This is a genomic window from Roseateles sp. GW821-FHT03B02 (genome assembly GCF_059421025.1).
On the sequence record NZ_JBWKUV010000002.1, the window covers coordinates 1 to 19,429 of the forward strand.

The 19,429-nt window shown below is 67.7% G+C and carries 15 protein-coding genes; 13 read left to right on the forward strand and 2 right to left on the reverse strand.

Annotated features, from left to right (window positions below):
* Nucleotides 1-3,467, reverse strand: a 3,467-nt coding sequence (locus AC07VX_RS06230) for a beta strand repeat-containing protein (protein WP_493163857.1), incomplete at its 3' end; no start/stop codon positions are given.
* Nucleotides 3,468-3,873: 406 nt separating this feature from the next.
* Complete coding sequence (locus AC07VX_RS06235; RefSeq protein WP_493163858.1) at nucleotides 3,874-4,539, reverse strand: GntR family transcriptional regulator; 666 nt, start codon at nucleotides 4,537-4,539, stop codon at nucleotides 3,874-3,876.
* A 96-nt stretch (nucleotides 4,540-4,635) separates the two neighbouring features.
* Between AC07VX_RS06235 and scpA the strand changes: the two genes are divergently transcribed.
* The 13 genes from scpA (at nucleotide 4,636) to leuB (ending at nucleotide 19,392) form a co-directional block, all read left to right on the forward strand.
* A complete protein-coding gene (gene scpA / locus AC07VX_RS06240) occupies nucleotides 4,636-6,819 on the forward strand; it encodes a methylmalonyl-CoA mutase (RefSeq protein ID WP_493163859.1) in 2,184 nt (727 codons plus the stop codon).
* Nucleotides 6,816-7,241, forward strand: a complete 426-nt coding sequence (locus AC07VX_RS06245; protein ID WP_493163860.1) for a GNAT family N-acetyltransferase — start codon at nucleotides 6,816-6,818, stop codon at nucleotides 7,239-7,241. Before scpA ends, AC07VX_RS06245 begins: the two co-directional genes overlap by 4 nt.
* Nucleotides 7,238-8,200: a methylmalonyl Co-A mutase-associated GTPase MeaB gene (gene meaB / locus AC07VX_RS06250; RefSeq protein WP_493163861.1), complete on the forward strand. Its 963-nt coding sequence runs from the start codon at nucleotides 7,238-7,240 to the stop codon at nucleotides 8,198-8,200. Before AC07VX_RS06245 ends, meaB begins: the two co-directional genes overlap by 4 nt.
* Nucleotides 8,197-8,586 carry a VOC family protein gene (locus tag AC07VX_RS06255; RefSeq protein WP_493163862.1) on the forward strand — a complete coding sequence of 130 codons (390 nt, stop codon included), beginning with the start codon at nucleotides 8,197-8,199 and terminating at the stop codon, nucleotides 8,584-8,586. The genes meaB and AC07VX_RS06255 overlap by 4 nt, the downstream gene beginning before the upstream one ends.
* 12 nt (nucleotides 8,587-8,598) lie before the next feature.
* Nucleotides 8,599-10,131 (forward strand): acyl-CoA carboxylase subunit beta, encoded by a 1,533-nt coding sequence (locus AC07VX_RS06260; RefSeq protein WP_493163863.1) that lies wholly within the window; start codon nucleotides 8,599-8,601, stop codon nucleotides 10,129-10,131.
* Between the two features lie 20 nt (nucleotides 10,132-10,151).
* A complete protein-coding gene (accC, locus tag AC07VX_RS06265; protein WP_493163864.1) occupies nucleotides 10,152-12,197 on the forward strand; it encodes an acetyl-CoA carboxylase biotin carboxylase subunit in 2,046 nt (681 codons plus the stop codon).
* On the forward strand, nucleotides 12,190-13,392 hold the full coding sequence (locus tag AC07VX_RS06270) for an FAD-dependent oxidoreductase (protein ID WP_493163865.1): 1,203 nt from the start codon (nucleotides 12,190-12,192) through the stop codon (nucleotides 13,390-13,392). The genes accC and AC07VX_RS06270 overlap by 8 nt, the downstream gene beginning before the upstream one ends.
* 8 nt (nucleotides 13,393-13,400) lie before the next feature.
* Nucleotides 13,401-13,877, forward strand: a complete 477-nt coding sequence (locus AC07VX_RS06275) for a VOC family protein (RefSeq protein WP_493163866.1) — start codon at nucleotides 13,401-13,403, stop codon at nucleotides 13,875-13,877.
* Between the two features lie 55 nt (nucleotides 13,878-13,932).
* Nucleotides 13,933-15,261, forward strand: a complete 1,329-nt coding sequence (locus AC07VX_RS06280; RefSeq protein ID WP_493183874.1) for a hypothetical protein — start codon at nucleotides 13,933-13,935, stop codon at nucleotides 15,259-15,261.
* Nucleotides 15,262-15,343: 82 nt separating this feature from the next.
* Complete coding sequence (locus tag AC07VX_RS06285) at nucleotides 15,344-16,237, forward strand: LysR family transcriptional regulator (RefSeq protein ID WP_493163868.1); 894 nt, start codon at nucleotides 15,344-15,346, stop codon at nucleotides 16,235-16,237.
* Entirely contained in the window at nucleotides 16,234-17,646 is a 1,413-nt protein-coding gene (gene leuC / locus AC07VX_RS06290) for a 3-isopropylmalate dehydratase large subunit (RefSeq protein WP_493163869.1), read from the forward strand. Before AC07VX_RS06285 ends, leuC begins: the two co-directional genes overlap by 4 nt.
* Nucleotides 17,647-17,648: 2 nt before the next feature.
* A complete protein-coding gene (leuD, locus tag AC07VX_RS06295) occupies nucleotides 17,649-18,296 on the forward strand; it encodes a 3-isopropylmalate dehydratase small subunit (RefSeq protein WP_493163870.1) in 648 nt (215 codons plus the stop codon).
* Between the two features lies 1 nt (nucleotide 18,297).
* Nucleotides 18,298-19,392: a 3-isopropylmalate dehydrogenase gene (leuB, locus tag AC07VX_RS06300; protein WP_493163871.1), complete on the forward strand. Its 1,095-nt coding sequence runs from the start codon at nucleotides 18,298-18,300 to the stop codon at nucleotides 19,390-19,392.
* Nucleotides 19,393-19,429: the final 37 nt, after the last annotated feature.

The following is a 19,429-nucleotide window of genomic DNA, read 5'->3' on the forward strand; positions in this document are numbered from 1 at the left end:
TCGTCCGTGTTGAGCGTGCTGACCTGGGCCGTCGTCAATGCCTGGACCTGGCCGGAGGACAAGGCGCGCAGCTGGTCGCTGGTCAGGCCGTCGAGCTGGGTGCTGGAGAGGGCGCGAAGCGTCGAGGTCGTGATCGACTTGATGTCGGCGGCCTCGATGGCGGCGAGCTGATCCGTGCTCAGCGCCGCAGCCTGGGCCGAGCTCAGCACGGCGACCTGGGCGGAGCCCAGAGCCACCATGTCACCGGTGGTCAGGCCCGGGACCTGGGTGACGGTCAGCGCACCGACCTGGGCGGTGCTCAGGCTGCCGACCTCGTCGGAGGTGAGCGATTGGATCTGGTCGGAGCTGAGGCCGCGCAGCGCGTTGGTTGTCACGGCGCGCAGGTCGGCCGTCTCCAGCTTGGCGAGCTGGTCCGACGTCAATGCGGCGAACTGACCCGAGGACAGCGCGGCGAACTGGGCGGTGCCCAGCGCGTTGAGGCTGTCGGTGGTCAGGTGGTTGAGCTGCCCTGTCGTCAGCGCCTGGACTTGGCCGGTGGTGAGCTTGTTGAACTGGTCGGAGGCCAGGGCGTTGAGGTCGTCCGTGTTCAGCGTGCTGACCTGGCCCGTGGTGAGCGCCTGGATCTGCGAGGAGGTGAGGGCGCGAAGCTGGTCGCTGGTCAGGCCGTCCAGCTGGGTGCTGGTGAGGCCGCGGATGGCGGCGGTGCTGATGACGCGGATGTCGGCGGTCTCGATGGCGGCGAGCTGGTCGCTGCTGAAGGCGCCGACCTGGCCGGAGCTCAGTGCGCCGATCTGCGCGCTGGTGAGGGCCACCATGTCACCGGTGGTGAAGCCTTGAAGCTGGCCGGTGGACAGGGCGCTGACCTGAGCCGTCGTCAGCGCGCCGACTTCGTCGGACGCCAGAGCGTTGATCTGGTCGGAAGACAGGCCGCGCAGGGCGGTGGTCGTGACCGCGCGCAGGTCGGCCGTTTCCAGCTTGGAGAGCTGGTCGGTGGTCAGGGCGCTGAACTGCGCCGACGACAGCGTGGCGAACTGGCTGGAGCCCATCGCGTTGAGGCTGTCGGTCGTCAGGTGGCTGAGCTGGTCGGTCGTCAGCGCCGCGACCTGGGCGGTCGTGAGCTTGTTGAACTGGTCGGACGAGAGGCTGTTGAGGTCGTCCGTGTTCAGCGTGCGGATCTGGTCCGTCGTCAGCGCGGTGATCTGGCCGGAGCTGAGTGCGCGCAGCTGGTCGCTGGTCAGGCTGTCGAGCTGGGTGCTGGTCAGTCCGCGCAGCGCGGCCGTAGACAGCGATTTCATGTCGGCAGCGTCGATGGCCGCGAGCTGGTCGCTGTTGAGCGCACCGACCTGGGCGGCGTTGAGCGTGCCGATCTGGGCCGAGCCGAGGGCGACGATGTCCGCCGTCGTGAGGCCTTGCATCTGGCCGGTGGTGAGGGCGGCGATCTGGGCCGTGGACAGGGCGGCAACCGTGTCGGAGCTCAGCGCCTGTATCTGGTCCGACGTCAGGCCGCGCAGGGCGCCCGTCGTGACTGCGCGCAGGTCGGCGGTCTCCATGTGCGAGAGCTGGTCGGTCGTCAGCGCGCCGAACTGGGCCGAAGACAGCGTGGCGAACTGCGACGAGCCCATGGCGTTGAGGCTGTCGGTCGTCAGGCTGCTCAGTTGGGCTGTCGTCAGCGCCTGGACCTGGGCGGTGGACAGCTTGTTGAACTGGTCCGACGCCAGGCTGTTGAGGTCGTCGGTGTTCAGCGTGCGGACCTGGTCCGTGCTTAGGGCGTTGATCTGGGCGGAGGACAGCGCGCGCAGCTGGTCGCTTGTGAAACCGTCCAGCTGGGTGCTGGTCAGCGCGCGCAGGGCCGCGGTGCTCAGGGAGCGGATGTCGCCGGTCTCGATGGCCGCGAGCTGGTCGGTGCCGAGGCCCGCCACCTGGGCCGAGCTCAAGGCGGCAACCTGCGCCGTGGACAGGGCCGCCATGTCGGCAGTGGTCAGGCCCTTGACCTGGGACGTCGTCAGCGTGGCGATCTGTGCCGTGGTGAGGTTGGCGACCTCATCGGAGCTCAGCGTCTGGATCTGGTCGGAGCTCAGGCCGCGCAGCGCGTTGGTGGTGACGGCGCGCAGGTCGGCCGTCTCCAGCCTGGAGAGCTGGTCGGTGGTCAGGGCGCCGAACTGGGCCGAGGACAGGGCCGCGAACTGGGCGGTGCCCATCGCGTTGAGGTTGTCGGTCGTCAGCGCGCTCAGCTGTGCCGTGGTCAGCGACTGGACCTGGCTGGTCGACAGCTTGTTGAACTGGTCGGAGGTGAGGCTGTTCAGGTCGTCGGTGTTCAGCGTGCTGACCTGGCCCGTGGTCAGTGCGCTGATCTGGGCGGACGTGAGGGCGCGTAACTGGTCGCTGGTCAGACCGTCCAGCTGGGTGCTGCTCAGGCTGCGCAGCGCGCCCGTGGACAGCGCCTTGATGTCGGCGGCTTCGATGGCTGCCAGTTGATCGGTGGACAGGGCCGCCACCTGGCCTGTGCTCAGCACGGCGACCTGGCTGGTGCTCAGGGCTGCCATGTCGCCGGCCGTCAGGCCCTGCACCTGGCTGTTAGTCAGCGCGGCGATCTGGGCCGTGGACAGGCTGCCGACCTCGTCGGAGGTGAGCGATTGGATCTGGTCGGAGCTGAGGCCGCGCAGCGCGTTGGTCGTCACGGCGCGCAGGTCGCCGGTCTCCAGCCTGGAGAGCTGGTCGGAGGTCAGCGAAGCGAACTGGGCCGAGGACAGCGTGGCGAACTGGGCGGAGCCCAACGCGTTGAGGCTGTCGGTGGCCAGGTGGCTGAGCTGGCCGGTCGTCAGTGCCTGGACCTGGCTGGTGGTGAGTCTGTTGAACTGGTCCGACGTCAGGACGTTGAGGTCATCCGTGTTCAGCGTGCTGACCTGGGCGGTGGTCAGGGCGGTGATCTGCGTGGAGGTCAGGGCGCGCAACTGGTCGCTGGTCAGGCCGTCCAGCTGGGTGCTGGACAGTGCCCGCAAGGCCGCCGTCGTCAGGAACTTGATGTCCGCGGCTTCGAGCGAGGAAAGTTGGTCGGTCGAGAAGCTCTTGGCCTGCGTGGCGTTCAGCGCACCGACCTGGGCCGAGGTCAGGGCCACCATGTCGGCGGCGTTCAGGCCGGCCAGCTGGGTGCTGCTGAGTTGGCCGATCTGGGCGGTACCGAAGGCCTGGACCTGGTCGGTCGTCAGCACGCCGATCTGGTCGGAGCTGAAGCCGCCGATGGAGGCGGTGGAGATGGCGCGCAGGTCCTCGGTCTGGAAGGCACGCAACTGGTCGCTGCTCAACACGGAAAGGCCGCTGGAGGTGATCACAGCGGCCTGCGTCGTGGTGAGGGCGATCAGCTGGTCGGTGCTGAAGGCAGCCCAGTCCTCGGTCGTGAAGTCCCGGATGGTGGTCGTCGTCAGGCCGGGAATGCGCGAAACCGGGATGAAGGGGACGATGCTTGCCATGTGCTTTACCTGCTGTGCTGAGGGCCAGCGCCTGGTGAGAGGTGTTGGCCATGCGTCGAATGAGTGCCCTCGACGCTGGGCGCAATCTGTTGTTCTGCCGGCGACGCCGCACGACCCGTGGCGCTGCCCGCAGCGCTTTTGATCCGGGGAAACCCGCGGTTTTCGCAGGCGAACGTATCCCTAGATTTCAAGTGCTTCGATCGGTTATCGGGCCGCCCCGGCTTGACTTGAGGGAGAAAGTCTCAAATCGCCCCTGGCGGCACGAGTTGGGCGGCACAGCCTCGACCGGTTCCAGCCGGAACAGGGGGCGGTTTACCCAGCAACGCGATGCTAGTAACGGGATGTGAAGTTCACGCGCCGATAAGGCGGGGCTTTCGGTGGCACTTCACGGCCGCCCCATTTGCCTTCAGGCAGCTGTCTGCGTGGCGCTCAGCCCGTTACAGAAATGGGCCGTGACGAGCGCCCGGCAGGCCGTCGCATCCCGCGACAGCAAGGCCTTGACGATGGCGCGGTGCTCCTCCAGCGACTCCTCCAGCCGCCCCTCCCTGAACAGGGAGTGGTGGCGGTTGAGCTTCATCAGCCGGCGCAGGTCGCCGACGATCTGCAGCCGCCAGCGATTGCCGTCGATCTCCAGCACGCGCAAATGGAAGCGCTCGTTGGCGGCGAAGAAGGCGTCCCGCGAGGTTTCGGGTTCTTGCAGGGCCTCTTCCAACGCGCGGTGCAGCCCGCTCAGCTCGGCCAGCTCAGCGTCGGTCGCCCGGGTGGCGACTTCCGCCGCGGCGTCACTTTCGAGAAGCGAGAGCAGTTGGTAGGCTTCCCGCACGTCCCGCTCGCTCATCTCGGTCACGTAGGCGCCGCGGCGCAGCTTCATCGTCACCAGGCCCTCGGCGGCCAGCACCTTCAGCGCCTCGCGCAGTGGCGTGCGGCTGATGCCCAGCTCGCCGCAGAGCTTGAGCTCGTCGATCCAGCCGCCCGGCTCCATCTCCCGCGCCAGGATGCGCTGGCGCAGCCGGTCGGCCACCTGCTCGTAGAGAGCCGTGGAGGCGAGGGGGGCGGCGGACTGGTCGGGCATGGCTGGCGGGTTTGTCAGCTCAGTGTAGCGATTCTGAATTCATAATTATGAATCACGGGTCGGCTAAGATGACGATCCAGTTACAGGAGAGTTTCGATGTCGGATGCGAGCCGCGCCGGGGGCGCCCCGGAGTTCAAGACCGCCACGCTGGAGCAGTGGAACAAGGCCGCCGCCAAGTCCGCCCCGGGAGCAGACGTGGCCGCGCTGAACTGGGTCACGCCCGAAGGGCTGACCGTCAAGCCGCTTTACACCGCGGCCGATACCGCCGGCCTGCCGCACGCCGACACGCTGCCCGGCTTCGAGCCCTTCCTGCGCGGCCCGCAGGCCACGATGTACGCCGCCCGGCCCTGGACGATCCGCCAATACGCCGGCTTCTCCACCGCCGAGGAGAGCAATGCCTTCTACCGCAAGGCGCTCGCCGCCGGCGGGCAGGGCGTGTCGGTGGCCTTTGACCTGGCCACCCACCGCGGCTATGACAGCGACCACCCGCGCGTGACCGGCGACGTCGGCAAGGCCGGCGTGGCCATCGACTCGGTGGAGGACATGAAGATCCTGTTCGACGGTATCCCACTGGACAAGGTGTCGGTCTCCATGACCATGAACGGTGCCGTGCTGCCGGTGCTGGCCGGCTATGTGGTGGCTGCGGAAGAGCAGGGCGTGGGCCAGCAGCAACTGGCCGGGACCATCCAGAACGACATCCTCAAGGAGTTCATGGTCCGCAACACCTACATCTACCCGCCGGAACCGTCGATGCGCATCGTCGGCGACATCATCGAGTACACGGCGCGGGCCATGCCCAAGTTCAACTCCATCTCCATCTCCGGCTATCACATGCAGGAGGCGGGCGCCAACCAGGCGCTGGAACTCGCCTTCACGCTGGCCGACGGCCAGGAATACGTAAAGACGGCCATGGCCAAGGGGCTGAGCGTGGACGACTTTGCGCCGCGCCTTAGCTTCTTCTGGGCCATCGGGATGAACTTCTATCTCGAGATCGCCAAGATGCGCGCGGCACGACTGCTGTGGTGCCGCATCATGAAGGGCTTCGGCGCCACCAACCCCAAGAGCCTGATGCTGCGCACCCACTGCCAGACCTCCGGCTGGAGCCTGACCGAGCAGGACCCGTACAACAACGTGGTGCGCACCACCGTGGAGGCCATGGCGGCCGTGTTCGGCGGCACACAGAGCCTGCACACCAACTCGCTGGACGAGGCCATCGCGCTGCCCACCGAGTTCAGCAGCCGCATCGCGCGCAACACGCAGCTCATCATCCAGGAAGAGACTCACATCACCAGCGTCGTCGACCCCTGGGCCGGCAGTTACATGATGGAGAAGCTCACCCAGGACATGGCCGACAAGGCCTGGGAAATCATCGAAGAGGTCAACGCCCAGGGCGGCATGATCAAGGCGGTGGACTCGGGCTGGGCCAAGCTCAAGATCGAGGCCAGCGCGGCCGAGAAGCAGGCGCGCATCGACTCCGGCGCCGATGTCATCGTCGGCGTCAACAAGTACAAGCTGGCCAAGGAAGACCCGGTCGAGATCCTCGAGGTTGACAACGTCAAGGTGCGCGAGGCCCAGATCGAACGGCTGAAGAAGATCAAGGCCACGCGCGATACGGCCGCCGTGCAGTCCGCCCTGGGCGCGCTGACCCGCGCCGCCGAAAACGGCGAGGGCAACCTGCTGGAACTGTCCATCGAAGCGATGCGTCTGCGGGCGACGGTGGGCGAGGTGTCCGACGCGCTGGAAGCCGTGTTCGGCCGCCACCGCGCCGACACGCACAAGGTCAGCGGCGTCTATGCAGCGGCCTACGACTCGGCCGAGGGCTGGGCCAAGCTGCAGGGTGAGATCGCCGCCTTCGGTGAAAGCCAAGGCCGCCGGCCGCGCGTGATGATCGCCAAGCTCGGCCAGGACGGCCATGACCGCGGTGCCAAGGTGGTGGCCAGCGCGTTTGCCGACCTGGGCTTTGACGTGGACATCGGCCCGCTGTTCCAGACCCCCGAGGAGTGTGCCCGCCAGGCCATCGAGAACGACGTGCACGCGGTAGGCGTGTCCACGCTGGCTGCCGGCCACAAGACGCTGGTGCCGGCCATCATTGCTGAGTTGAAGAAGCAGGGCGCGGACGACATCGTCGTCTTCGTCGGCGGCGTCATCCCGCAGCAGGACTACGGCTTCCTGTACGACGCGGGCGTCAAGGGCATCTACGGCCCGGGCACGCCTATCCCGGCCAGCGCCAAGGGCGTGCTGGAGGCGATCAAGACTCAGCTCGCCGGAGTGGCTGCTTGACCTTGACGCTCGAACCGATCGCCGACGCGGACTTCGAAGCCATGCTGGCCTTGCGTATCGAGGCACTGCGTGAAAGCCTGGAGCGGCTGGGCCGCTTCGATCCCGCCGTGGCGCGGGCGCGGCTGAAAAGCCAGTTTCGGCCCGAGTGGATGCAGCACGTCGTCGTGGACGGCGAGCGCGTCGGCTTCTTTACCGTCGAGCCGCGCGAGGGCGAACTGCGCCTGCACCATCTCTACATCAAGCCCGGCCACCAAGGGCAGGGCCACGGCGCCTGGGTGCTGGACAGCCTCAAGGCCCGCGGCCTGCCGATCACGCTGGCGGCCCTGAAGGAAAGCCGCGCCAACGACTTCTATCGGCGCCACGGCTTCCGGGTCGTCGAGGAACAGGACTTCGACATCGAATACCGCTGGGAGGTTGCTTGAACCTCGCCGCGCCCCTTCAAGCCGGCGAGCGCCGCGCGCTGGCCAAGGCCATCACGCTGATCGAGTCCACCCGGGCCGACCACCGCGAGCAGGCCGACGCGCTGCTGACCGAGCTGATGCCCGCCACCGGCCGCGCGCTGCGGCTGGGAATTTCCGGCGTGCCGGGTGTGGGCAAGAGCACCTTCATCGAGGCCTTGGGTGTCTTCCTGCTGGAACAGGGCCACCGCGTCGCGGTGCTGACCATCGACCCCTCCAGCAGCGTTTCCGGCGGCGCCATCCTGGGCGACAAGACGCGCATGGAAAAGCTCTCCATGGACACGCGCGCCTTCATCCGGCCCAGCCCCAGCAGCGGCACGCTGGGCGGCGTGGCCGAGAAGACGCGTGAGGCCCTGCTTCTGTGCGAGGCGGCGGGCTACGATGTCGTCATCGTCGAGACCGTGGGCGTGGGCCAGAGCGAGACCGCCGTGGCCGGCATGACCGACCTCTACCTGCTGCTGCAGCTGCCCAACGCGGGCGACGACCTGCAGGCGATCAAGAAAGGCGTCATGGAGCTGGCCGATCTGGTCGTCATCAACAAGGCTGACATCGACGATGCCGCCGCCACGCGCGCCCAGGCGCAGATCACCTCCGCGCTGCGGCTGATGCCCACGCATGCCCATGCTGCGCAGCGGGTGATGAAGGTCAGCGCGCTGAAGTCTGACGGCATTGCCCCGGTCTGGGATGCGCTGACCGCGCTGCGCGCCGAGCGAGAGGGCAGCGGCGCCTGGGCCGCCAAACGCCGCGAGCAGTCGCTGGCATGGATGTGGGAGCGCATCCAGTCCGGGCTGAAGCAGGCCTTCGTCGCCCACCCCGGCGTCCACGCCCAGCTCGACGCCGCCAGCGTGGCCGTGCGGGAGGGTCGCGTGCCGGCTTCCACGGCGGCCCGCCAACTGCTCGCCACCTTTCGGAGCCACGCATGATCACCGGCCTGCACCACATCAACCTGCGCGCCCCGGCCGAACTGCTGGCCACGCTGCGCGACTTCTACCGCGACGTGCTGGGCCTCGAAGTCGGCCCGCGCCCGGCTTTCGACAGCGAGGGCTTCTGGCTCTACGCGGGTGGACACCCTATCGTGCATCTGTCCACTCAAAGGCCGAGCGAGCCGCGCCGCGGCCCGGTCGACCCCGCTGCACCGACGACCTACGACCACACCGCCTTTGCCGGCACCGACGCCGCCGCCATGGCCGCGCATCTGGCTGCGCTGGGCGTGCGCTTCCACGAAAGCCGCTCGCCCGTGACCGGCCAGCACCAGTTCTTCTTCTCCGATCCCGCCGGCAATGGCGTGGAGATCAACTTCCCGTTCTGAAGGTTCACCACCATGCATGACATCCTGCAAGCACTCGAAGCCAAGCGCGCCCTTGCGCGCCTGGGCGGTGGCGAGAAGCGCATCGCCGCGCAGCACGCCAAGGGCAAGCTGACCGCCCGTGAGCGGCTGGAGCTGCTGTTCGACGAAGGCAGCTTCGAGGAATGGGACATGTTCGTCGAGCACCGCTGCGTGGACTTCGGCATGGCCGACAACAAGATCCCCGGCGACGGCGTCGTGACCGGCTACGGCATGATCAACGGCCGCCTGGCCTTCGCCTTCAGCCAGGACTTCACCGTCTTTGGCGGCGCGCTCTCCGAAGCCCACGCCGAGAAGATCTGCAAGGTGATGGACCAGGCCATGAAGGTCGGTGCCCCGGTCATCGGCCTGAACGATTCGGGTGGTGCGCGCATCCAGGAAGGTGTCGCGTCGCTGGGCGGTTATGCCGACGTGTTCCAGCGCAACGTGATGGCCTCGGGCGTCGTGCCGCAGATCAGCATGATCATGGGCCCCTGCGCTGGCGGCGCGGTGTATTCGCCGGCCATGACGGACTTCATCTTCATGGTGAAGGACAGCAGCTACATGTTCGTCACCGGCCCCGAGGTCGTGAAGACGGTGACGCACGAGGAAGTGACCGCCGAGGAGCTGGGCGGCGCCACCACCCACAACACCCGCAGCGGCGTGGCCGACCTGTCGTTCGAGAACGATGTCGAGGCACTCTTGATGCTGCGCCGCTTCTTCAACTACCTGCCGCTGTCCAACCGCGAAAAGGCGCCCGTGCGCCCCAGCGGCGATCCGGCCGCGCGGCTGGACATGTCGCTGGACACGCTGGTGCCCGACAACGCCAACAAGCCCTACGACATCAAGGAGCTGATCCTCAAGGTCGTGGACGACGGCGACTTCTTCGAGCTGCAGCCCGACTACGCCAAGAACATCGTCACCGGCTTCGCGCGCATGGAAGGCCAGACGGTAGGCATCGTCGCCAACCAGCCACTGGTGCTGGCCGGCTGCCTGGACATCAAGAGCAGCATCAAGGCCGCGCGCTTCGTGCGCTTCTGCGATGCCTTCCACATCCCCGTCATCACCTTCGTCGACGTGCCCGGCTTCATGCCCGGCACCTCGCAGGAGTACGGCGGCATCATCAAGCACGGCGCCAAGCTGCTCTACGCCTACGCCGAGGCCACGGTGCCCAAGATCACCGTCATCACCCGCAAGGCCTATGGCGGCGCCTACGACGTGATGGCCTCCAAGCATCTGCGCGGCGACGTGAACTTCGCCTGGCCCAATGCTGAGATCGCGGTGATGGGCGCCAAGGGCGCGGTGGAGATCATCTTCCGCGAGGACAAGAAGGACCCCGCCAAGCTGGCCGAGCGGGAGGCCGAGTACAAGGCCCGCTTCGCCAATCCCTTCGTCGCCGGCGCGCGCGGTTTCATCGACGACGTCATCCAGCCGCACGAGACGCGCAAGCGCATCTGCCGGTCGCTGGCGATGCTGAAGGACAAGAAGCTCGAGAACCCGTGGCGCAAGCACGGGAACATCCCGCTCTGACGCCGACAGGAGAGAAGAACATGTTCAAGAAAATTCTGATCGCCAACCGGGGCGAAATCGCCTGCCGCGTCATCGCCACCGCCCGCAAGATGGGCATCAAGACCGTGGCCGTCTACTCCGAGGCCGACAAGGACGCGCGCCACGTGGAGCTGGCCGACGAGGCCGTGCTGCTGGGCCCGGCGCCCTCGCGCGAGAGCTACCTCGTGGCCGACAAGATCATTGCCGCCTGCAAGCAGACGGGCGCCCAGGCCCTGCACCCGGGTTACGGCTTCCTGAGCGAGAACGAAGACTTCGCCCGCCGCTGCGAGGAGGAGGGCATCGCCTTCATCGGCCCCAAGCACTACAGCATCGCGGCCATGGGCGACAAGATCGCCTCCAAGAAGCTGGCCAACGAGGCCAAGGTCAGCACCATCCCTGGCCACAACGAGCCTATCCTTTCGCCTGAAGAGGCGGTGCAGATCGCCCAGCGCATCGGCTACCCGGTCATGATCAAGGCCAGCGCCGGCGGCGGTGGCAAGGGCCTGCGCGTGGCCTTCAACGACAAGGAATGCTTCGAGGGTTTCAGCTCCTGCCGCAACGAGGCGCGCAACAGCTTCGGCGACGACCGCGTCTTCATGGAGAAGTTCGTCGAGCAGCCGCGGCACATCGAGATCCAGGTGCTGGGCGATTCGCAGGGCAACGTCGTCTACCTGCACGAGCGCGAGTGCTCCATCCAGCGCCGCCACCAGAAGGTCATCGAGGAGGCGCCGTCGCCCTTCATCAGCGAGGCCACCCGCAAGGCCATGGGCGAGCAGGCCGTGGCGCTGGCCAAGGCCGTCAAGTACCAGAGCGCCGGCACGGTGGAGTTCGTCGTCGGCAAGGACCAGGACTTCTACTTCCTGGAGATGAACACGCGGCTCCAGGTGGAGCACCCGGTCACTGAGTGCATCACGGGGCTGGACCTTGTCGAGCAGATGATCCGCGTGGCCGCCGGCGAGCCGCTGGGCTTTACGCAGGCCGACATCAAGCGCGACGGCTGGGCCATCGAGTGCCGCATCAACGCGGAAGACCCCTTCCGCAACTTCCTGCCCTCCACCGGCCGCCTGGTGCGCTACCAGCCGCCCGAGGCGAGCATGGTGCAGGCCGAGCCGACGCGCTTCGGCGTGCGCGTGGACACCGGCGTCTACGAAGGCGGCGAGATCCCGATGTTCTACGACTCGATGATCGCCAAGCTCATCGTGCACGGGAAGGACCGCAATGAGGCCATTGCCAAGATGCGCGAGGCGCTCAACGGCTTCGTCATCCGCGGCGTGTCCAGCAACATCCCCTTCCAGGCGGCGCTGCTGGCCCACCCGGATTTCGGCACTGGCAACTTCAACACCGGCTTCATCGCCAAGCACTACGCCGACGGCTTCCGGGCCGAGGATGTGCCGCACGATGACCCGCTGTTCCTCGTCGCACTGGCCGGCTTCATCCGCCGCAAGGCGCGCGAGCGCGAGGCCGGCATCAGCGGCCAGTTGCCGGGGCATGAGGTGCAGATCGAGCACGACTACGTGGCGGTGGTGAACCTGGGCGGCGGCCGCAGCGAGCCGCACGCGCTTCGCATCACCGAGTTCGCCGGTGCGCTGGGCGAGGCGCGGGTGCAGGTGGGCGGCAAGGATTTCCGCATCGTCAGCCGCTCGCGCCTGAACGACGTGCGCATCGCCGGCACCGTCAACGGGCTGGCCTTCACGGCCCAGGCCGAGCGCGGCACGGCCAAGAACCCGCTGGCCTACCGCGTTCAGCACGGCGGCCGCTCGATGGAGCTGACCGTGCTGAGCCCGCGCGCGGCCGAGTTGCAGGCGCTGATGCCCTACAAGGCGCCGCCTGATACCTCCAAGCTGCTGCTGTCGCCCATGCCGGGCCTGCTGGTGCACCTGGCCGCCCAGGTGGGCCAGACCGTGCAGGCCGGCGAGCGGCTGGCCGTCATCGAGGCGATGAAGATGGAGAACATCCTCACCGCCCAGCAGGACGTGACGGTGGCCGAGGTGCTGGCCAAGCCGGGCGAGAGCCTGGCGGTGGACCAGCCCATCCTGCGCTTTGCCTGAACGGTCGGTCGCCATCGTCGGCGCGGGCGTTGCCGGCGCCGCGGCGGCCATCCGCCTGGCGGAACGCGGGGTCGAGGTTGACCTCTACGAGGCCGTGCCCGAGCCGCGGCCCATCGGCGCAGGCCTGCTGCTGCAGCCCACCGGGCAGCGCGTGCTGGCCACGATGGGCCTGCTGAACGAGGCACTGGCGCTGGGCCGGCGTGTGGACCGGCTGTTTGGCGATACGCCCGCCGGCCGCACGGTTCTGGACATGAGCTACCGGCGCTTCCACCCCGAGGCTTACGGGCTGGGCTTGCAGCGCGGTGCCCTGATGAATCTGCTGTGGTCGCGGGTGCGTGCGCTCGGTATCCGCTGGCACCGTGGTGCGGCGGTGGGGGGCTTCGAGCAGGATGCCGAGGGCGTGTCGCTGAAACTGGCCGGCGGCGCCGCGGCCCGGCATGCGGCCCTCATCCTCGCCAACGGCAGCTTTTCGCGGCTGCGTGAGGGCATGAAGGTGGCCCAGCATGCGCGCCTCTTCCCCTGGGGCGCCGTCTGGACGGTGCTGCCGGCGCCCGAGGGCTTAGCGGAGATCGAGCTGCGCCAGCGCTTCCGCTCGGCCTCGCAGATGCTGGGCCTTATGCCCGTCGGCAAGGCGGCGCGCGAGGACGGCCAGCGTGGCATCAACTTGTTCTGGAGCCTGCCCGTCGCCGAGCTGGAGGGCTGGCAGCAGCGCCTCGGGCTGGATCGGCTCAAGCAGCAGATGACCGGGCTCTTTCCCGGCGTCGCGCCGCTGCTCGCCGGGCTGACCGAGGCGGCCCAGCTGCGCGAGGCGCGCTATGCCGATGTCTGGATGCAGCGTTGGCACGACGGCCGCGTGCTGGCCATCGGCGACTGCGCCCACGGCATGAGCCCGCAGCTGGGGCAGGGCGCCAATATGGCGCTGATCGATGCCCATGAGCTTGCGGCCGAGCTGGGCGGCGTTGACTGGCCGCGGGTCTTCGAGCGCTACACCCGCCGCCGCCGCGCCCACCTGCGCTTCTACGGCCAGGCCAGCAAGGGCCTGACGCCGATGTTCCAGTCCCACGCGGTCGTCGCGCCCTGGCTGCGCGATCGCCTCTTCGGCTGGGGTGGCCGCCTGCCCTACATCCATCAACAATCCATCGCCACCCTGGCCGGCTACAAGACCGGCTGGCTATGGGGGCGGCTCAAACTGTGAAGACGACCATGAGCAACACCACGCGCCCCTTCAAAGTCCTCGGCCTGCAGCAGATCGCCATCGGTGGCCTCGACAAGGGCAAGCTCAACCACCTCTGGGTCAACCTGCTCGGCGTGCCAGTGACCGGCAACTTCAAGAGCGAGCGAGAGAACGTCGACGAGGACATCTGCACGTTGGGGCAGGGTGCCCACGCGGTGGAGGTGGACCTGATGCAGCCGCTGGACCCGGAAAAAAAGCCCGCCGTGCATGCCACGCCGCTCAACCACATCGGCCTGTGGGTGGACGACCTGCTCGTGGCCGTACAGTGGCTGGAGTCGCAGGGACTGCGCTTTGCCCCGGGCGGCATCCGCCGCGGCGCGGCCGGCCATGACATCTGTTTCGTCCACCCCAAGGGCAACGAGCAGTTCCCCTTCGGCGGCGAGGGCGTGCTGATCGAGCTGGTGCAGGCGCCACCTGCCGTCATCGCGGCGCTGGGCGGGGCCTGAGCCTCGACGCCGCGCGGGGGGCCAGAATGCGCGGCTTTGCATGTCGCTGAAGTCGATGCGTCTCGTTGCCACCCTTCTTGCCCTCTTGCCCGCGCTGGCCCAGGCCTGGGGCAACCACACGCCCATGTGCTATCGGGCCTTCGAGCGCATGCCCGAGGTGGACAGTGCCGCCACACTCAAGGCCGAGCCCCTCGTCGATTTCCTGCGCGACCAGGAAGCCGCCATCGCCCGCACCCTGGATGCGCAGGAGGCCTGGGCGCGCGAGCACCTGAACAACCACGCGCCGCGGCCCGATGCCTTGCGCTTCGTCCCCGATGCCAGGCGCGGCGATGCGGAGCGCCGCTCCGCCTTCCTGGCCGCGCTGCGCCTGTCGCCGCAGAGCCGTCTGGCGCTCTATGTGCAGCCCGATCCCCGCGACGCCGAGCCGACGCGACCGCCGATGGCTGCCGCCCTGGTGACTGCCACCCAGCCCGGCGCGGGCGCGACGCAGCGCTTCGTGGCGCTGCTGCCCGGCGAAGCCGTCGCGCCGCTGGCCGTGCTGGCCTCCGCCTGCGACGAGCCCGATTACGGTCACGACCTCAACCTCTTCGACGACAACCCGGGCCATCCGGACTACGGCTTCGGCAAGCAGCCCTTCGGCAACCCGGCCGTCGCCATCGGCTCGCAGGCGCCCTTCCACATGGGCTTCTTTCACCAGGGCGTCGTCTTCAACACGCTGGCGCCGAGCTTCGCGCGCACCTTCACCGAGCTGCGCGTGCAGCAGTACGGCGGCTTGGCGGTGCTGGCCTGGCAGACCGGCCATGCCTACTGGGGCTGGCGCTTTGCCGGCCTGGCCCTGCACCACGTCGAGGACCTGACCCAGCCCTATCACGCCAGCGCCGCACCAGGCGCAACGCTGCCCCACATGATGTGGGTCAATCTGAAGGCCCAGCTCGGTGCGCCGGCCGACCGGCAGGGGCTGGTCGTGCTGCAGGGCAATCGGCATTTTGTGCTGGAGCAGTTCCAGACGCGCTGGATCATCGAGGCTGCCCGCAAGCGCCAAGACGGCCCGCTGGAACTGGCCTTGCGCGATGCAGCCCGCGATGCGCGCTACCCGACGTGGAGCGCGGGCTACGTACGCGATATCGTCTCGGCCGAGGCCTATGCCGCCGGGCCCGCCACCGACGCGGCCGTCGTCGTTGGCGCGCCGGCGAAATTCGTCACTGACCCCAATTTCGACTTTGCCGCCAACGAGGCGCAGCTCGGCCCCGAACTCGTCCGCGATCTGCAAACCCGACGAGAAGGCTTGCATCAAGCGATTGCCGAACTGCTCGGGCACTTTGGCGCCCACAGCCGCAACGCGCTGCGCGGGATGCTCAAGCAGGCGAGTCAGCTGGCGCGCTGAACTTCGCAAACGGCGAAACAAAAGTCGCTTTCTGGCGCAGAATTGCCTTCTTCACGAAGGCTATGCTGGAGTCCAACCCACCATGCGACACGACCTCACCACCCTCAACCTCGTGCTGGCGATCGAGCAGACCCGTTCGATCACCCGCGGCGCAGCCCAGGAGCACCTCGCTCTGGCGGCCGCAAGCAAGCGGCTCTCGGACCTCGAAAGCCGTCTCGGCGTGCAGCTCTTCGAGCGGCGCGCACGCGGTGTCGAACCGACGGAGGCGGGGCGGGCGCTGGTGCGTCACATCCGTTCGCTGCATGCGTCGCTCTATGCGCTCGAAACCGAGGTCATGGAGTTCTCGCGCGGCATCAAGGGCCATCTGCGCATCGCGTCCAACACGAGCGCGATCGCCGAGTGCCTGCCACCCTATCTGGTCGAGTTCTCTCAGGCCCACGCGCAGATCCGCATCAGCCTGGAAGACCTGACCAGCGCCGAGGTGCAGGCTGCCGTGGCCGAGGGTCGTGCGGACGTTGGCGTCTTCACTGCCCCGGTGCTGGACAACCGTGTGCAGACCTGGGTCTTCGCCCGCGGTCGCCTCGCGGCCCTGGTGCCGCTCAAGCACCCGCTGGCCAGCCGCGAGGCCGTCAGCTTCGACGACCTGCTGGCCTACGACCTCATCGGCCTGCATGCCGGCGCAAGCGCGCAGGAACTGATGCGCGAACAGGCGGCGGCGCGCGGCAAGACGCTGAACGCGCGTCTGCAGGTGCGTGGCTTCGACGGCATCGCGCAGCTGGTCGAATCCGGCCTGGGCGTGGCAGTGCTGCCCGAGCAGCCGGCCGAGCGCTTCACGCGCGTCTTCGGCGTGCGCTGCCTGCGGCTTGAAGAGCCCTGGGCCGAGCGCGACTATTACCTGGGTGTGCTGCGCCAACAGCGCTTGCCTACCGTGGTGCAACGCTTCGTGGACACCCTGATTCCCCGAGAGAAGCAATGACCTCCAGAACCCTCTACGACAAGCTCTGGGATGAGCATGTCGTGCACACCGAGCCCGATGGCACGGCGCTGCTCTACATCGACCGCCACCTCGTCCACGAGGTGACCAGCCCCCAGGCCTTCGAAGGCCTGGACCTGGCCGGCCGCAAGGTCTGGCGCCTGTCGGCCAACCTGGCCGTCAGCGATCACAACGTGCCGACGACGGACCGCTCGCAAGGCATCGCCGATCCGGTCTCCAAGCTGCAGGTCGATACGCTGGACGCCAACTGCGACCGCGTCGGCATCACGCAGTTCAAGATGAACGACAAGCGCCAGGGCATCGTGCATGTCATCGGCCCGGAGCAGGGCGCCACGCTGCCCGGCATGACCGTTGTCTGCGGTGACAGCCACACCTCCACGCACGGCGCCTTCGGTGCGCTGGCGCATGGCATCGGCACCAGCGAGGTCGAGCATGTGCTGGCCACGCAGACGCTGTCGGCCAAGAAGGCCAGGAACCTGCTCGTCAAGGTCGAAGGCCAATGCCCCAAGGGCGTCGGCGCCAAGGACATCGTGCTGGCCATCATCGGCCGCATCGGCACCGCCGGCGGCAACGGCTACACCATCGAGTTCGCCGGCTCGGCCATCCGCGCGCTGAGCATGGAAGGCCGCATGACGGTCTGCAACATGGCCATCGAGGCGGGTGCCCGCGCCGGCCTGATCGGCGTGGACGACACGACGATCAACTACGTGAAGGGCCGTCCCTTCTCGCCGCAAGGCTTGGAGTGGGATCAGGCTGTCGCGTACTGGCGCACGCTGCACACCGACGCAGGCGCGCATTTCGACAAGGTCGTCGAGATCGACGCCGCCCAGATCCGCCCGCAGGTCACCTGGGGCACCTCGCCCGAGATGGTGCTGTCCATTGACGACCGCGTGCCCGACCCTGACAAGGAGCGTGACGCCGTCAAGCGCGGCGCCATCGAGCGCGCGCTGACCTACATGGCTCTGGAGCCCAACAAGGCCATCAACGACATCCATGTCGACAAGGTCTTCATCGGCTCCTGCACCAATAGCCGCATCGAGGACATGCGCGAGGCAGCAAGCGTCGTGCGCCGCGTGGGTGGCCGTGTGGCCAAGAACATCAAGCTGGCCCTGGTCGTGCCGGGCTCGGGCCTCGTCAAGGCCCAGGCCGAAGCCGAAGGGCTGGACCAGGTCTTCAAGGCCGCCGGCTTCGAATGGCGCGAGCCGGGCTGCTCGATGTGCCTGGCCATGAACGCCGACCGGCTGGAGCCGGGCGAGCGCTGCGCCTCCACCAGCAACCGCAACTTCGAAGGCCGCCAGGGCGCGGGTGGGCGTACCCACCTCGTCAGCCCCGCGATGGCCGCTGCCGCTGCGATGACCGGCCATTTCGTTGACGTGCGAACCCTGAGCTGATCATGGACAAGTTCACCATCCACAAAGGGCTGGTCGCGCCCATGGACCGCGAGAACGTCGACACCGACGCGATCATCCCCAAGCAGTTCCTGAAGTCGATCAAGCGCTCGGGTTTCGGCCCCAACCTGTTCGATGAATGGCGCTATCTGGACCATGGCGAGCCCGGCCAGGACCCGGCCAACCGCAAGCCCAACCCCGACTTCGTGCTGAACCAGCCGCGCTATGCCGGCGCCAGCGTGCTGATCGCGCGCAGCAACTTCGGTTGCGGCTCCAGCCGCGAGCACGCGCCCTGGGCCCTGCAGCAGTACGGCTTCCGCGCCATCCTGGCGCCGAGCTTCGCCGACATCTTCTTCAACAACTGCTTCAAGAACGGCCTGCTGCCCATCGTGCTGCCGGAGAGCGCGATCGCACGTCTGTTTGATGAGTGCTACGCCTTCCCCGGCTACCAGCTCGTCATCGACCTGCCGCGCCAGGTCGTCGTCAAGCCTGACGGTGCCGAGCTGCCCTTCGACATCGAGCCCTTCCGCAAGGAATGCCTGATCGGCGGCCTCGACGAGATCGGCCTGACGCTGCAGCACACCGACAAGATCCGCGCCTACGAAGCCGCGCGCATCGCCAGCAAGCCCTGGCTGAACAACCGAGTGATTTGAGATGAAGAAGATTGCAGTACTGCCGGGCGACGGTATCGGCCCGGAGATCATGGCCGAGGCCGTCAAGGTGCTGAAGGCGCTGGACCTGCCTTTGCAACTCGATTGGGCCGACGTCGGCGGCAAGGCCTACGAGACCAGTGGCCACCCGCTGCCGCCGGCCACGCTGAAGCTGGCCCAGGAAGCCGACGCCGTGCTGTTCGGCGCCGTGGGCGACTGGAAGTACGACAAGCTCGAGCGCTCGCTGCGCCCCGAGCAGGCCATCCTTGGCCTGCGCAAGGCCCTGGGCCTGTTCGCCAACTTCCGCCCGGCCATCTGCTATGAGCAGCTGACCCATGCCTCGTCGCTCAAGTCCGAGTTGGTGGCTGGCCTCGACATCCTGCTGATCCGCGAACTGACTGGCGACATCTACTTCGGCCAGCCGCGCGGCCGCCGCACGGCCGTGGACGGCCATTTCCCCGGTGCCGATGAAGCCTTCGACACCATGCGCTACTCTCGTCCGGAGATCGAGCGCATTGCCCACGTCGCCTTCCAGGCGGCCCGCAAGCGCAACAAGCGCCTGACCAGCGTCGACAAGGCCAACGTGCTGGAGACCTCGCAATTCTGGAAGGACGTCGTCATCGAAGTCCACGCCCAGTACCCTGATGTCGAGCTCGACCACATGTACGTGGACAACGCCGCCATGCAGCTCGTCAAGGCGCCGAAGAAGTTCGACGTCGTCGTGACCGGCAACATGTTCGGCGACATCCTGTCCGACGAAGCCGCGATGCTGACCGGCTCCATAGGCATGCTGCCCTCGGCTTCGTTGGACGCCAACAACAAGGGCCTCTACGAACCCAGCCACGGCAGCGCGCCGGACATCGCCGGTAAGGGAATTGCAAACCCGCTGGCTACAATCCTGTCCGCTGCCATGATGCTCAAGTTCTCCCTCAACCAACCCGAAGCCGCCGCTCGTATCGAAGCCGCGGTTCAATCGGTGCTGGCCCAGGGCTTGCGCACTGCCGACATCTGGTCCGAAGGCACCTCGAAGGTCACGACCATCGAGATGGGCGACGCTGTCGTCAAAGCCATCACGACCACCAAAACCATTAAGAGCTGAAGCTCCGTCTCGTCTCGCCCTCCCAAACCCGGCGAAC

Bases quoted from the DNA above. Each gene is read 5' to 3' on its own strand.
- leuD (WP_493163870.1), top strand. From the start codon at position 17,649: ATGGACAAGTTCACCATCCACAAAGGGCTGGTCGCGCCCATGGACCGC.
- leuB (WP_493163871.1), top strand. From the start codon at position 18,298: ATGAAGAAGATTGCAGTACTGCCGGGCGACGGTATCGGCCCGGAGATC.
- accC (WP_493163864.1), top strand. From the start codon at position 10,152: ATGTTCAAGAAAATTCTGATCGCCAACCGGGGCGAAATCGCCTGCCGC.
- AC07VX_RS06260 (WP_493163863.1), top strand. From the start codon at position 8,599: ATGCATGACATCCTGCAAGCACTCGAAGCCAAGCGCGCCCTTGCGCGC.
- scpA (WP_493163859.1), top strand. From the start codon at position 4,636: ATGTCGGATGCGAGCCGCGCCGGGGGCGCCCCGGAGTTCAAGACCGCC.
- AC07VX_RS06255 (WP_493163862.1), top strand. From the start codon at position 8,197: ATGATCACCGGCCTGCACCACATCAACCTGCGCGCCCCGGCCGAACTG.
- AC07VX_RS06280 (WP_493183874.1), top strand. From the start codon at position 13,933: ATGCGTCTCGTTGCCACCCTTCTTGCCCTCTTGCCCGCGCTGGCCCAG.
- AC07VX_RS06235 (WP_493163858.1), bottom strand. From the start codon at position 4,539: ATGCCCGACCAGTCCGCCGCCCCCCTCGCCTCCACGGCTCTCTACGAG.
- leuC (WP_493163869.1), top strand. From the start codon at position 16,234: ATGACCTCCAGAACCCTCTACGACAAGCTCTGGGATGAGCATGTCGTG.
- AC07VX_RS06285 (WP_493163868.1), top strand. From the start codon at position 15,344: ATGCGACACGACCTCACCACCCTCAACCTCGTGCTGGCGATCGAGCAG.
- AC07VX_RS06275 (WP_493163866.1), top strand. From the start codon at position 13,401: ATGAGCAACACCACGCGCCCCTTCAAAGTCCTCGGCCTGCAGCAGATC.